This is a genomic window from Nocardioides ochotonae (assembly GCF_011420305.2).
GTDB lineage: Bacteria > Actinomycetota > Actinomycetes > Propionibacteriales > Nocardioidaceae > Nocardioides > Nocardioides ochotonae.
In genome coordinates this window covers 855,001-868,238 of sequence record NZ_CP061769.1, presented here as the reverse complement: position 1 = coordinate 868,238, position 13,238 = coordinate 855,001, and the positions used below count along the sequence as shown (strand labels likewise).

Annotated in this window: 12 protein-coding genes and 2 rRNA genes (1 of these 14 running past the window's edge); 2 read left to right on the top strand and 12 right to left on the bottom strand. The window is 70.3% G+C overall.

The window, feature by feature from the left end; genetic code table 11:
- Positions 1-79: 79 nt before the first annotated feature.
- Both HBO46_RS04290 and HBO46_RS04285 read right to left on the bottom strand, forming a co-directional pair.
- A complete protein-coding gene (locus tag HBO46_RS04290) occupies positions 80-349 on the bottom strand; it encodes a DUF3039 domain-containing protein (protein WP_153322279.1) in 270 nt (89 codons plus the stop codon).
- Positions 350-439: 90 nt separating this feature from the next.
- On the bottom strand, positions 440-1,024 hold the full coding sequence (locus HBO46_RS04285; RefSeq protein ID WP_224769367.1) for a YqgE/AlgH family protein: 585 nt from the start codon (positions 1,022-1,024) through the stop codon (positions 440-442).
- A 64-nt stretch (positions 1,025-1,088) separates the two neighbouring features.
- Between HBO46_RS04285 and HBO46_RS04280 the strand changes: the two genes are divergently transcribed.
- Positions 1,089-1,796 carry a TetR/AcrR family transcriptional regulator gene (locus HBO46_RS04280; RefSeq protein WP_166140212.1) on the top strand — a complete coding sequence of 236 codons (708 nt, stop codon included), beginning with the start codon at positions 1,089-1,091 and terminating at the stop codon, positions 1,794-1,796.
- Between the two features lie 33 nt (positions 1,797-1,829).
- Here HBO46_RS04280 and HBO46_RS04275 read toward each other — a convergent pair whose 3' ends face one another.
- The 4 genes from HBO46_RS04275 to HBO46_RS04260 form a co-directional block, all read right to left on the bottom strand.
- Positions 1,830-2,828 (bottom strand): DUF3048 domain-containing protein, encoded by a 999-nt coding sequence (locus HBO46_RS04275; RefSeq protein ID WP_166140213.1) that lies wholly within the window; start codon positions 2,826-2,828, stop codon positions 1,830-1,832.
- A gap of 177 nt (positions 2,829-3,005) precedes the next feature.
- A complete protein-coding gene (locus HBO46_RS04270) occupies positions 3,006-3,785 on the bottom strand; it encodes an SDR family NAD(P)-dependent oxidoreductase (protein ID WP_166140214.1) in 780 nt (259 codons plus the stop codon).
- 43 nt (positions 3,786-3,828) lie between these two features.
- Positions 3,829-4,266 (bottom strand): HIT family protein, encoded by a 438-nt coding sequence (locus HBO46_RS04265; RefSeq protein ID WP_166140215.1) that lies wholly within the window; start codon positions 4,264-4,266, stop codon positions 3,829-3,831.
- The gene (locus HBO46_RS04260; protein ID WP_166140216.1) at positions 4,263-5,687 is read right to left on the bottom strand and encodes a M15 family metallopeptidase; all 1,425 of its coding nucleotides are present in this window, start codon (positions 5,685-5,687) and stop codon (positions 4,263-4,265) included. Before HBO46_RS04260 ends, HBO46_RS04265 begins: the two co-directional genes overlap by 4 nt.
- 141 nt (positions 5,688-5,828) lie before the next feature.
- Between HBO46_RS04260 and HBO46_RS04255 the strand changes: the two genes are divergently transcribed.
- A complete protein-coding gene (locus HBO46_RS04255; RefSeq protein ID WP_224769366.1) occupies positions 5,829-7,139 on the top strand; it encodes an MFS transporter in 1,311 nt (436 codons plus the stop codon).
- Here the strand turns inward: HBO46_RS04255 and HBO46_RS04250 are convergent.
- The 6 genes from HBO46_RS04250 to HBO46_RS04225 form a co-directional block, all read right to left on the bottom strand.
- Positions 7,127-7,726 (bottom strand): nucleosidase, encoded by a 600-nt coding sequence (locus HBO46_RS04250; RefSeq protein ID WP_224769365.1) that lies wholly within the window; start codon positions 7,724-7,726, stop codon positions 7,127-7,129. The genes HBO46_RS04255 and HBO46_RS04250 overlap by 13 nt on opposite strands.
- Complete coding sequence (locus tag HBO46_RS04245; RefSeq protein ID WP_166140217.1) at positions 7,723-8,493, bottom strand: VOC family protein; 771 nt, start codon at positions 8,491-8,493, stop codon at positions 7,723-7,725. Before HBO46_RS04245 ends, HBO46_RS04250 begins: the two co-directional genes overlap by 4 nt.
- A 38-nt stretch (positions 8,494-8,531) precedes the next feature.
- Positions 8,532-9,653 (bottom strand): DNA glycosylase AlkZ-like family protein, encoded by a 1,122-nt coding sequence (locus HBO46_RS04240; protein WP_166140218.1) that lies wholly within the window; start codon positions 9,651-9,653, stop codon positions 8,532-8,534.
- Positions 9,654-9,666: 13 nt separating this feature from the next.
- Positions 9,667-10,050: a hypothetical protein gene (locus HBO46_RS04235; protein ID WP_166140219.1), complete on the bottom strand. Its 384-nt coding sequence runs from the start codon at positions 10,048-10,050 to the stop codon at positions 9,667-9,669.
- A gap of 243 nt (positions 10,051-10,293) precedes the next feature.
- Positions 10,294-10,410 (bottom strand): 5S ribosomal RNA (rrf, locus tag HBO46_RS04230).
- A 168-nt stretch (positions 10,411-10,578) separates the two neighbouring features.
- Positions 10,579-13,238, bottom strand: a 23S ribosomal RNA gene (locus HBO46_RS04225) (it continues 460 nt past the right edge of the window).

The window sequence follows — 13,238 nt, the reverse complement described above, 5'->3', positions numbered from 1 at the left end:
GCGGTACCCCACGCGGCTCGCTCCGGCCAGGCCGGAGTGAGGGCGTTGGGCTGAAGGTCGGCGGCGTCGGACGCCCCGGTCACTCCTTGCCCTCGTCGTCGTTGAGCTCCTCCCAGACCTCCTTGCAGTCCGGGCACACCGGGAACTTCTCCGGCGCCCGGCTGGGGACCCAGACCTTGCCGCACAGGGCGACGACGGGCGTGCCCATCACCATCGCCTCGGTGAGCTTGTCCTTGTCCACGTAGTGGGAGAAGCGCTCGTGGTCACCCCCGTCGGTGGGGAGCGTGGAACGGTCCTCGCGTACCCGCTCGTCGACGGCTGTGCCGGTCCCGAATCCGATGGTGCTCACGGCCCAAGGGTACGTCAGGGAACGCCGGTGGTCTCATCCGCCGAGGCCGCGGTCCGGTCCGCCGGGGCGTCCGGAGGCAGGGTGCCGCCTCTAGTTCAGCTCGGCGTCGACCGGGCGTGTCGAGACCCACGCCAGCTCCCCCGGCTGGCGCCGCAGGACGTCGCGCCACAGCTGCGTCGGGTCGGTGCGGAAGATGTCGTCGGCGCGGGCCGGGACGACGTACCAGCTGCCCTCGGCGATCTCCGCCGCCAGCTGGGCCGCGCCCCAGCCGGCGTACCCGGCGAAGATCCGCAGCTCGCGCAGCTGGTCGCGGACCAGCTCCACCGGCGCGTCGAGGTCGACCATCCCGAGCGCCCCGAGGACCGGCTGGAAACCGACCGGCTGGTCCTCGCCGGTGCCGCCGCTGAGGGCCAGCGCGAGCGCGCCGTCGGGCCCGACCGGGCCGCCCTCGAAGAGCAGCTCGGGCTCCGCGACGGACGCCGACCACTCCGGGAGGACGTCGGCGACGGGCACCGGCGAGGGCCGGTTCAGCACCACGCCGAGCGCCCCCTCGGCGTCCACGTCGAGCAGCAGCACGACGGTCTCGGCGAAGTTCGGGTCGAGGAGCTCGTGGCTGGCGACCAGGAGCATGCCGGCCGCGGGCTGCGTGCCCGGCATCCCTCGCTGCGTCGCCATGCATCCATCTTGCACCCCGCTCCGAGCGGCCCTCCGTACCCGCGGTAGGTCATATGCTGGCGGCATGCCGAAGTCGCCCGTCGCCAGACTCGTCCCCGAGGTCCCCGGCGGGACCGGGGCCAGCAGGCGGCAGCAGTACTCCGCCTCGACCAAGCGCGCCCTGGTCGACGTCGCGGCGGAGCTGTTCACCGAGCAGGGGTACGCCGCCACCTCGCTGGACGCGATCGTGGCCGGCGCCCGGGTGACCAAGGGCGCGCTCTACCACCACTTCACCGGCAAGCAGGCGCTGTTCGAGGCGGTCTTCGAGGACGTCGAGACCGCGGCCTCGAAGACGATCCAGAAGGCGCTGCGCGGGCACGGCGACCCCTGGGACAAGGCGCGCGCGGGCCTCGGTGCATTCCTCGAGGTCGTGCAGGAGCCCGACTACCGCCGGATCGTGATCCAGGAGGGCCCCGCGGTCCTGGGCTACGAGCGCTACCGCGAGCAGGAGGAGCGCTCGACGTTCGCCAACGTGCTGGAGATCGTGCGCTCGGTGGTCGAGGCCGGCACCTGGGAGCTCGACGAGGACATGCTCCAGACCTTCGCCCGGATCTTCTTCGGCGCGATGTCGACCGCCGGCGAGACGGTGAGCACCGATCCCGACCCGGTGGCCGCCGCGCAGCGCGTGGAGACCGCGATCACGTTCATCCTGATGGGCTTCCAGTCCCTCGCGAACGCCGGGGTGGAGCTGCCCAGCTCGCCCCCGGCCGGGCCGTCCGCCCCGCAGGCCTGAGCGCCCCGGCCCGCAGCCGGGGCACCGGACGTGTCACTTCCCGAAGGTGACGTCTCCGCCGTCCTGCGGGACCAGCTCGATCCAGGTGTGGCCGGCCGGGACGGTGAGGTCGCCGGCCTTGGTGGAGAGCTCGATCGGCGCGTCGAGGCCGTCCTTGGTCCAAGTGCCACGCACCAGGCGCCCACCGTGGAAGAGCAGCGCCTCGCCGGTGCCGGTCAGCTTGGTCTCGGGCACCGGGTTGTTCGCCGGGTCGAGGTAGCCGGCGTCGCCGACCTTCACCCGCAGCACCAGCACGGTGTCGGCGCGGAACTCGTCGCCCTCGGCGGCGTAGGAGTTGTCGTTGACGTAGGCGCCCTTCTCGAAGCGCCAGTTCGTGGTGTGTCCGCCGGAGAAGCTGGCCGCGATCGTGGTGGCCGGCTGCCCCTTCGGCAGGTCCTCGGAGCTGCCCCACTCCAGGTAGTCGTCGGGCCGCTCGCCGTCGCCCTTGGCCGCCTTGGCGGTGGCGACGAGGTCGGAGAAGAGGTTGTAGGGCTGGGCGCGCGTGTCGTCGCGGCTGATGCCGGGGCTGCCCTCGCCGAAGAACTCGATGCCGGCGTCCTTGATCCGCTCGATCGTGACCGGCGCCGCGCCGCTGGTGACCATCACGCCGTCGCTGGGCGCCACGATCCCGATGTCGCTGGCGCGCATCGAACGCACCGGCCCGGTCTTGCCGGGCAGGTCGGAGTAGAAGAACGCGGCCAGGCGGGTCATCCCGCCCTCGACGAGCTCCTCGACCACGAGGTCGGCGGAGCCCAGGCCGATCTGGGGGCTGCTGGCCGAGCTGTTGTCGATCTTGACGACCATCACCGGGTGGTCCTGGCTCGCGTCGCCGTCGCCCTTGACCGGCAGTCCGGTGAGCGGCCAGGTCGCGGGGGCCTTCGACTCGGCAGCGGCCTGCTCGTTGCCGGACTCGGCGGGGTCGTCGCCGCCGCAGGCGGTGAGGACGAGGCTGGACGCGAGGACGGTGGCAGCCAGGAGGCGGGCACGGCGCACGGGAGGGCTCCGTTCGGGATCGACATCAGGGGAAGGGGGCACCCGTCGGGTGCGGCGAGCGGGTCGGCGTCGCCTCACCCAGTCTGGGGTGGCGCACCACCACAGCAGGGTAGGCGCGCCCACCCAGCGGTGGGCACGCACCCTCCCCCCGGCGCGCGAGCCCGGGTGGTCCAGACCTCAGCCGAGCGTGGCCCCGCCGTCGACGTACAGCGTCTGCCCGGTGATGTAGGAGGCCTCGTCGCTGCACAGGAACGCCGCCGCCGCCGCGATGTCCTCGGGCTGCCCGACCCGGCGGACCGGGTTCGCCTCCGCGTTGAGCCGGCGGAACTCCTCCAGCTCGATGCCGAGACGGGCCGCGGTCGCGTCGGTCATCTCGGTGGCGATGAAGCCCGGGGCGATCGCATTGACGTTGATGCCGAACGGCCCGAGCTCAATGCCCAGGGTGCGGGTGAAGCCCTGCACGCCCATCTTGGCCGCGGAGTAGTTCGCCTGCCCGCGGTTGCCGAGGGCGGAGGTGCTGGAGAGGTTGAGGATCTTGCCGTAGCGCTGGGCGACGAAGTGCTGCTGTGCCGCCTTGGTCATCAAGAACGCGCCCTTGAGGTGGACGCCGAGGACCAGGTCCCAGTCGTCCTCGCTCATCTTGAACAGCAGGTTGTCGCGGGTGATGCCGGCGTTGTTGACCAGCACGTGGATCCCGCCGAGCTCGGCGACCACCCGGTCCACCGCGGCCGCGACCGACGCGGCGTCGCTCACGTCGGCGCCGATGCCGATCGCCCGCACCCCCTCCGGCGCCCCCTCGTCCGACATCAGCCGGGCGGCGGCCGCGCCGGCGGCCTGCTCGTCGAGGTCGATGACGGCGACCGAGGCACCTTCCTGCGCGAAGCGGGTGGCGGTGCCGAAGCCGATGCCCCGGGCGGCACCGGTGATGACGGCGACGCGTCCCTCGAAACGACCCATGCTGACTCCTTCGTCGTGGCGTGTGCGGGTGACCGCGGTCACTCTAGGCGTCCTCGCCGACGCCGTCCGCGAGCGCCGCGCGCAGCCGGGCGGCGTACACCGCGGGCTCCTCGGCGTCGGCGTACCGGGTGCGAGGCCAGAAGAACCCGCGCAGCCCGTCGCCCTTGGTGCGCGGGACGACGTGCAGGTGCAGGTGCGGCACCGACTGGCTGACGGTGTTGTTGACGGCCACGAAGCTGCCCTGGGCGCCGAGCCCGGTGACCACCGCGGCCGCGAGCCGCTGGGCGGCGGCCAGGAAGCCGTCGCGCAGCGCGGCCGGCAGCTCCGGCAGGGTCTCGACGTGCACGCGCGGCACCAGCAGCACGTGCCCCTTGAACACCGGACGCCGGTCGAGGAACGCGAGCAGGTCCTCGGTCTCCAGCACCACGTGGGCGGCGGCGTCGCCGGTCACGATGGCGCAGAACGCGCAGCCGCCGCTCACTTGCACACGAAGCCGACGCACTGCGGGTGCAGCTCGGCCGGGGTCAGGGCGCGGCCCGCGGCACCGCCGGGCACGGCGTCGAAGTGGTGGGCATCCGCGGTGCCGTAGGTCCAGCGCAGGCCGTGCGACGCCATCAGCGACACGACCCGGTGACTGCTCGAGCGCCACGCCACGCGGGGGTGGCTGCGCCCGACCCACCAGGAGTTCGGCGTCCAGCCGTGGGAGGCGCGGTAGGGGTTCTCCCACGGGTTGACGTCCAGCGACCGGCCGTAGGAGTGCGGCGAGCGCACGCCGGGACGCCCGACCACGTCGCGGCAGTTGAACGCCGAGGTGTTGCCGGCCGCCATCGAGGCGTAGTCGTCCGCGCCGCCCAGACGCGCGGACCAGCCGAACCGGTCCACCCGGTACATCGAGCGCAGCGGGAGCTCGCGGCGATACATCTCGGCGAGCGCGGCCGACATCGCACCGACGGCGTCGGCGTTCGCGATCAGCTCGCCGCGGTAGCGGTAGCCGTCGTAGCCCCAGTAGTTGATGCGCAGCAGTCGCAGCCCGCTGCGGCCCACCGGGCAGCCCCGGTGCCAGCTGCGCCCGCGCATGGTGCGCCACACGTCGTCGGGGATCCGGCCGACCGCGGCGTTCGGCCCGGCGCCCACCGCACGCGGCTGGCGCGGCACGGAGACGCGCGGCTTCGGCGCCGCGGCCGGCAGGGTCACCGGCGTGCCCGACGGGACGTTGTCGATGCGGCGCACCACGCTGTTCGCCCGCGTGGCCCAGTCCACGGCGGGCGCCTTGGCCTTCCACGCCGTGTCGACCCGCGGGCGTACGTCGAAGCGCGCCACACCCAGGCCCCCGGTGCGCACCCAGCGCACCGCCCGCCACGAGCCGCCGGCGTCGCGCCGCAGCACCTGCACCCGGCCGGCGACCCCGCGCCCGCCGGCCCGCCAGCGCACCTCCACGCGCACCTGCTGCTCGTCGACCACCCGCGCAGGCGCCCGGACCACCAGCAGGCTGGTCAGCCTGCGCAGCCGGATCGTCAGCGTCGCCCTCGCCGGGGCGTGGGCCTCGTCGCCGGCCCAGAGGGCGCGGACCACGTTGTCGGCCGCCACCTTGCCCAGCCGCACCGGCACGACCGCATGGCCGGCGTCGTCGGTCACCACCGTGGTGAGCGGGCGCCAGGTCCCGCCGACGCGGCGCTCCAGGGTCACGCTCGCGGCGAGCACCGGAGCGCTCGCCGTACCCAGCGAGACCGAGACGTCGCTCGTCTCCTCCGCAGGTGCGGCCGGCGCCTCGAGCGTGAGCAGCGTCGGCACCGGGTCGAGCGCCCGGGCGGCGGGCGCGGTCACGACTGCGCCCGCCAGGGCGCCGGCGAGCGCGATCGACAGGGCGAGCAGGGACGGCAGCAGACGGGACCCCAGCGGCATGGGCGCCAGTCTGCCCTGCGCGGCGCCGACGACTACGCCACGCCGCGACGGCTCGATAAGATAGGGGGCGTACAGGGTTCCGCGCGTCTTGGTGGTGGGTTCGGCGCGCAGTCCGAACGACCCTGAAGGAACGCCACCCACGTGTCCCCCCTCACCACCTATCGACGACTCTTCGGCCTCACCGGCTCGCTCTACGTCGCGGTCGCCTTCCTCGGCCGGCTGCCGATGAGCATGAGCCAGATCGGCACCCTGCTGCTGGTCGCCACCGCCACCGACTCCTACGGCACCGGTGGCGCGGCCGCCGGCGCGCTCGCCGTCGCCAACGCCGTCGGCTCCCCGCTCGCCGGCGGGATCGCCGACCGGGTCGGCCAGCGCTCGGTCGTGCTGGTGCAGTCCGTCCTCGGCGCCGTCGGCCTGGCCGCGCTGGTGCTGCTCACCGACGCCGGCGCCGCCGACGGCGCGCTGGTCGCCGCCGCGGCCCTCGCCGGATTCTTCATCCCCCAGGTCGGCCCGCTCGCGCGGGTGCGGTGGCGCCCGATCACCTCTCCTGCCGGCCAGTCCCAGGGCCGGCTGATGTCGGCCGCGTTCTCCTACGAGGGCGCCGCCGACGAGGCGGCCTTCGTCCTGGGCCCGGCGCTCGTCGGTGGCCTGGTCGCCCTGGTCTCCCCCGGCGGCGCGCTGCTCACCGCCTCGGTGATGCTGCTCGTCTTCGGCAGCGCGTTCGCCCTGCACCCGACCGCACGGCTCACCGGCCGGGCCGCCACCGGCCTGGTCCAGGCCGGTGGCCGGCTCTTCACGCCGCTGCTCGGCGGCCTGCTGCTCGCCCAGATGTTCGTCGGCATGCTGTTCGGCTCCGTGCAGACCGGCACCACCGCGCTCACCGACCAGGCCGGGCACCCGGAGGTCGCCGGACTCGTGCACGCCATCCTCGGGATCGGCAGCGTGCTGGCCGGCCTGGCCACGGTCGCGCTGCCCGAGCGGTTCGGGCTGGAGCGCCGCGTGCTCGTCTTCGCCGCCGGCCTGGTGGTGCTCTCCACGCCGCTGCTCGGGGTCGACTCGATCGGCGCGCTGGTCGTGGTCGTGCTGATGCTCGGGTTCGCCGTGGCGCCCTACATGATCAGCGTCTTCACCCTCGGCGAGCGGCTCGTCCCGATGTCCCGCGTCGGGATGGCGATGACCCTGCTCGGCGGCGCCACCGGGGTCGGCTACGCCCTCGGCTCCGGCATCGCCGGTCGCGCCGCCGACGCCGACGGGTACGGCGCCGCCTTCGTCGTGACGGTGGGCGCCACCGTCGCCGCCGTCGTCCTCGCGCTCCTCGGCCAGCGTCCGGTGCGCCGCGCGCTCGACGCCGCCACCGCCTCGGCCGCGGCCACCGCCGCCGCCGACGCTGCGGCGGCCACCGAGGCGGCCCGCGACGGGCTCGAGGCCGACCGGGCAGGTCAGCCGGGCTGAGTCCCGCCGGTGGCGCCGGCCGGGTCCGCGAGGAGCTCGGCCAGCGCCGCCGCGAGCACCCGCGCACTCGCGTCGACGACGCTCGACCAGTCGAGCGCGGAGTCGTCGGCGCTGTCCGAGACGTGCTTGAGCATCAGCACCGGGACCCCGCCCGCGCGGCACGCCCACGCCACGGCGTACCCCTCCATGTCGACGAGGTGCGCCCGGGCGGCGAGCCGGTCGCGCACGCTCGGCTCGCTGACGAAGGCGTCGCCCGTCGCCAGCACCGTCTCGTCGCCGCGGTCGAGCTCGAGACGGTCGTGCGGATCGTGCCCGAGGGCCCGCACGGCATCGGCGGAGAGGTCGTGGTTGAGCACGACGCTCGGGCGGTGCAGCCCGACCAGGCCGGGACGCAGGGCGCCGGCGGTGCCGAGGTTGACCACCAGGTCCACCTCGCCGTCGCGCTCGGCGAGCGCCCGGGCCGTGGCGACCGCGGCGAGCGTCTTGCCGATCCCGGTGACCACGAGCGGTGTCCCCGGGGGCAGGTACGCCGCCTCCTCGCGGGTGGCGGAGACCACCAGCACCCGCTCGGGGCGCAGGGCGCTCACGGGTGCACCAGCTTGCAGCGGGCGAGGAACGCGTCGGGCGAGCGACTCTCGAGCAGCTCGACGAGCAGCCCGTCGTCGGTGGTCCCGTAGCAGACCGCCGCGATCCCGGCGCTGGACTCGGTGACCTCGTGGTGCCAGTGGACCCCGTCGAGGCCGGCGCGCAGCGCAGCGATGCCGGAGACGTCGAGGCAGACGTGGTTCACGCCCAGGTCGACCGGCCGCGCGGGGTCGGCGTCGGCGCCGCCGACCAGCTCGACCGCCACCGGGCCGGGCACCGCAGGCAGCGGGTGCCGCGTCGGGTCCGCCACCGCCACGCGTACGCCGACCAGACCGGTCGGGCCGTCGCCGGCGGCCTGCAGGAGCACCTCGGTGCCGTCCGGGCAGCGGACGGCGCAGCCGTCACCGGCGGGCACCGTGCCGGCGCCGAGGTCCCGCAGCCGGGCCCGCGTGGCCGCGACGTCGGGGACCGCCCAGGTCAGCGCCGAGACCCCGGGGGCGCCCGGCGGTCGCGGTGCCGGGGTGGGTGCCGAGAACGCGAAGAGCTCGAGGAACGCCGCGTCCGTGCGCAGCAGCACCACGTCGGCGGCGGTCCCGTCGGTGGCGAGGGACTCGTCGGCAGGCGTCGTACCGACCGGCCAGCCGAAGGCGCCGTGCTCGCTCGCCCCCAGCCCATCGATCCAGAAGGACCGCGCCCGGGCCAGGTCGGCGACGCTCACGCCGACGTGGTTGAGGGCGACGACGTGGGCGGCACTCGCAGTCTCGGGCACGCAGCGCAACCTACCGGCCATGGGGGTCGAGCAGGAGGTCAGTCCGCACCTGCGACCTCCAGACCGAGCCAGGACGCCAGCGCCGCGATCTCCCGCTCGACACTCGCACGCGCGCCGGCGCCGAGCTCGACGTCGAGGTGCAGCGCAGCCACCCGCAGCACCCCGGCCTCGTGGTCGGCGTGGGCGTCGAGCTTCCCGACCAGGCGGTCGCCGTGCAGGACCGGCAGCGCGTAGTAGCCCCAGCGCCGCCGGGCGGCGGGCTTGTACATCTCCAGCAGGTACTCGAAGTCGAACACGTCGGCGAGGGTGCGCCGGTCCTTGACCAGTCTGTCGAACGGCGAGAGCAGCACCGTGCGACCTGAGAACGGCTGCCCCAGACGGGCCGGGTCCACCCGCCAGGTGCCGCGGACGCCCGCGATCACGGCTGGCTCCCCGGCCTCGCTCAGGTCGAGCGGCTCGCCGGGCTCCTGCGGCCCCCGGGGGCGCGCGATCCCCACCGAGCTCAGCCGCCGCTCGGCGCGGAGCCGACGGGCCTCGGCGAGCGCAGGCACCGGGTCATCGGGGTAGATCCGCTCGGCGAGGTCCCAGAGCCGCTCGCGACCGCACCGCCCGGCCACCGCGACCTCGCCACGGCGGGCCAGGACCTCGAGGAGCATCCGCAGGTTGCGGTCGTCGTTCCAACCGCTCGAGCGCCACGGCCGCACACAGGTGTCGGGCAGCTCGGAGGCGGGCAGCGGCCCGTCGGTGCGCAGCAGTGCGAGCACCTCGCGCCGGCACCCGTCGTTGGCGCGCAACCAGTCGCGGGTGTCCTCCTGCCACTCGCGCAGCGGCTCCTCCCCCGGCCAGATCGCCATCTCGGCGCGAAACAGTGCGATGTCCGCGGGTGGGCGGACGAACCCGCTGAGCTCGACGAGGCGCTGCTCGTCGAGCGCGTCGCGCAGGTGCGCCGGGTCGTACGCCGCCCCGAGGCGACTCCACAGCACCAGGTCCGCGCTCGGCGCGACGGCGCTCGTGGGCTCGAGCTGCACCTGGGAGAGACCGCGCACCGCCTCCTCCAGGCCGGTCGGCCGCGGGCGCGCCGCCAGCTGGGCGGACACCGCGATCCGCCGGGCGTCGGCGCGGCTCAGCTCGTGGACGGTCGCGGGGCGCTGCGGGGGCACGGAGGTGACCAGGTCAGCGCAGGCGGATGCGGCTGGTGCACGCGGCGGGGCCGCCGATCTTCTTCACCCGCAGCTTGAAGACATCGGCACCACGCGTGTCCGGACGACGCAGGCTCACGTCGATGTCGCCGTCCCGGTCGGCGCGGTGCACGCGCTTGTGGAACACCCTGCCGTTCTGGCGCAGGGTGACCCGCCAGCGGGCGTTTCGTGTGGTGTCGATGCTGACGTCGACCTCGAAGCGTCCCGCCTCCTTGTCGACCTCGAAGTCGACCTCGGCGCCGGCGCATCGGAACTCGCGGTCGGCGGCCTGCGCCGACGGGGCTCCGACGATGCTGAGAGGCACGGCGAGCAGGACGGCGCTACCGAGCGTGGCGGTGGTGCGACGCAGAGCGAACATGAGGACCTCACTTCGTCGGGGACGGACAGTGTCCGGTGACCCGCGCGCCGCTTCGCATGTGCCCCGTGGCCGGACCAGACCAGGCAAGACGCGGCGAAGACAAGTCTTTAATATTCTCCACGGAGGTCGGACGCCGGAGAATCCCCCACCGAGGCGTCCGACTTCCGCCATTTCGGCGCACAACGGGTGCAAATAGCAGAACGGGTCGCACCCCGTGGGGTGCGACCCGTTCTGTGAATGATTGTCCGGCGGCGTCCTACTCTCCCACAACCTCTCGGTTGCAGTACCATCGGCGCTGAAAGGCTTAACTTCCGGGTTCGGGATGGGACCGGGTGTTTCCCTTTCGCTATGGCCGCCGTAACTCTATCGACTCCACCCATCAACACCGGCAACAAAACCGTGAGGTTTCGGGGGTGTGTGTCTGGGGAGCCAAGCCACTATTCACATGTTTGTGCCATGTGGGTGTTGTGTTGGATCGTGGACGCGATCAATTGCGCGGTCGTCTTGATAGTTTCAGTAAAGTGAGTGTAAGACAAGCCCTCGGCCTATTAGTACCGGTCGGCTAGGCATTGCTGCTGTACACCTCCGGCCTATCAACCCAGTGTTCTGCTGGGGGCCTTACCCCGTTAACCGGGTGGGAAACCTCATCTTGAAACGTGCTTCCCGCTTAGATGCATTCAGCGGTTATCACTTCCGAACGTAGCCAACCAGCCGTGCCCCTGGCGGGACAACTGGCACACCAGAGGTTCGTCCATCCCGGTCCCTCGTACTAGGGACAGCCTTTCTCAAGTTTCCTGCGCGCGCGGCGGATAGGGACCGAACTGTCTCACGACGTTCTAAACCCAGCTCGCGTGCCGCTTTAATGGGCGAACAGCCCAACCCTTGGGACCTGCTCCAGCCCCAGGATGCGACGAGCCGACATCGAGGTGCCAAACCATCCCGTCGATATGGACTCTTGGGGAAGATCAGCCTGTTATCCCCGGGGTACCTTTTATCCGTTGAGCGACGCCGCTTCCACATGCCGACGCCGGATCACTAGTTCCGACTTTCGTCCCTGCCGACATGTCTGTCTCACAGTCAAGCTCCCTTGTGCACTTACACTCAACACCTGATATGCCAACCAGGCTGAGGAAGACCTTTGAGCGCCTCCGTTACATTTTAGGAGGCAACCGCCCCAGTTAAACTACCCATCAGGCACTGTCCCTGATCCGGATTACGGACCTAGGTTAGACATCTAGTACGACCAGAGTGGTATTTCAACGATGACTCCACAACCACTGGCGTGGCCACTTCACAGTCTCCCACCTATCCTACACAAGCCGAACCAAACACCAATACCAAACTATAGTAAAGGTCCCGGGGTCTTTCCGTCCTGCCGCGCGTAACGAGCATCTTTACTCGTAGTGCAATTTCGCCGAGTCCACGGTTGAGACAGCGCCCAAGTCGTTACTCCATTCGTGCAGGTCGGAACTTACCCGACAAGGAATTTCGCTACCTTAGGATGGTTATAGTTACCACCGCCGTTTACTGGGGCTTAAGTTCTCAGCTTCGATCTTGCGATCTAACCGGTCCCCTTAACCTTCCAGCACCGGGCAGGAGTCAGTCCGTATACATCGTCTTACGACTTAGCACGGACCTGTGTTTTTAGTAAACAGTCGCTTGGGCCTGGTCTCTGCGGCCCTTCACGCTTCCCCAGCAAGTGGGTACACGATCCGGGCCCCCCTTCTCCCGAAGTTACGGGGGCATTTTGCCGAGTTCCTTAACCGTGGTTCGCTCGATCGCCTTGGTATTCTCTACCTGATCACCTGAGTCGGTTTGGGGTACGGGCGGCGCATAGCTCGCTAGAGGTTTTTCTCGACAGCATAGGATCACCGACTTCCCCAATTGGGTCCCCATCACACCTCAGGATCGACATCAAAGTCAGCCACCCGGATTTGCCTGGGCGGCTCCCTACATGCTTGGCCGTACACAACCATCGGTACGGTTCGACTACCTTCCTGCGTCACCCCATCGCTTGACTACTACCAGTTCGGGTCCCACGCTACGCCGCAGCCTCTTCCCCCGAAGGAGTCGATAACCGCGGTTTCAGATGGTTAGCATCACCAGGTTCGTCATGGGCGCTACTTTGCCGGTACGGGAATATCAACCCGTTGTCCATCGACTACGCCTGTCGGCCTCGCCTTAGGTCCCGACTTACCCAGGGCAGATTAGCTTGACCCTGGAACCCTTGATCATTCGGCGCAGGAGTTTCTCACTCCTGATTCGCTACTCATGCCTGCATTCTCACTCGTGTCGCATCCACCACTAGATCACTCTGCGGCTTCACCCGCGACACGACGCTCCCCTACCCATCCACACACCCTTTCGGGCTCTCCACACAAGGTGGGTGCGAATGCCATAGCTTCGGCGGATGACTTGAGCCCCGCTACATTGTCGGCGCGGAATCACTTGACCAGTGAGCTATTACGCACTCTTTCAAGGGTGGCTGCTTCCAAGCCAACCTCCTGGTTGTCACTGCGACTCCACATCCTTTTCCACTTAGTCACCGCTTAGGGGCCTTAGCTGATGGTCTGGGCTGTTTCCCTCTCGACTACGGAGCTTATCCCCCGCAGTCTCACTGCCGCGCTCTCACTTACCGGCATTCGGAGTTTGGCTAACGTCAGTAACCTTGTAGGGCCCATTAGCTATCCAGTGCTCTACCTCCGGCAAGAAACACGCGACGCTGCACCTAAATGCATTTCGGGGAGAACCAGCTATCACGAAGTTTGATTGGCCTTTCACCCCTATCCACAGGTCATCCCCTCAGTTTTCAACCTAAGTGGGTTCGGTCCTCCACGCGGTCTTACCCGCGCTTCAACCTGCCCATGGATAGATCACTTCGCTTCGGGTCTTGAGCGCGCTACTGAATCGCCCTATTCGGACTCGCTTTCGCTACGGCTTCCCCACACGGGTTAACCTCGCAACACACCGCAAACTCGCAGGCTCATTCTTCAAAAGGCACGCCGTCACAAGGCACAAGACCTCGCTCCGACGGATTGTAGGCACATGGTTTCAGGTACTATTTCACTCCCCGCCAGGGGTACTTTTCACCTTTCCCTCACGGTACTTGTCCGCTATCGGTCATCAAGGAGTATTTAGGCTTAACAGGTGGTCCTGCCAGATTCACACGGAATTTCAGGGGTTCCGTG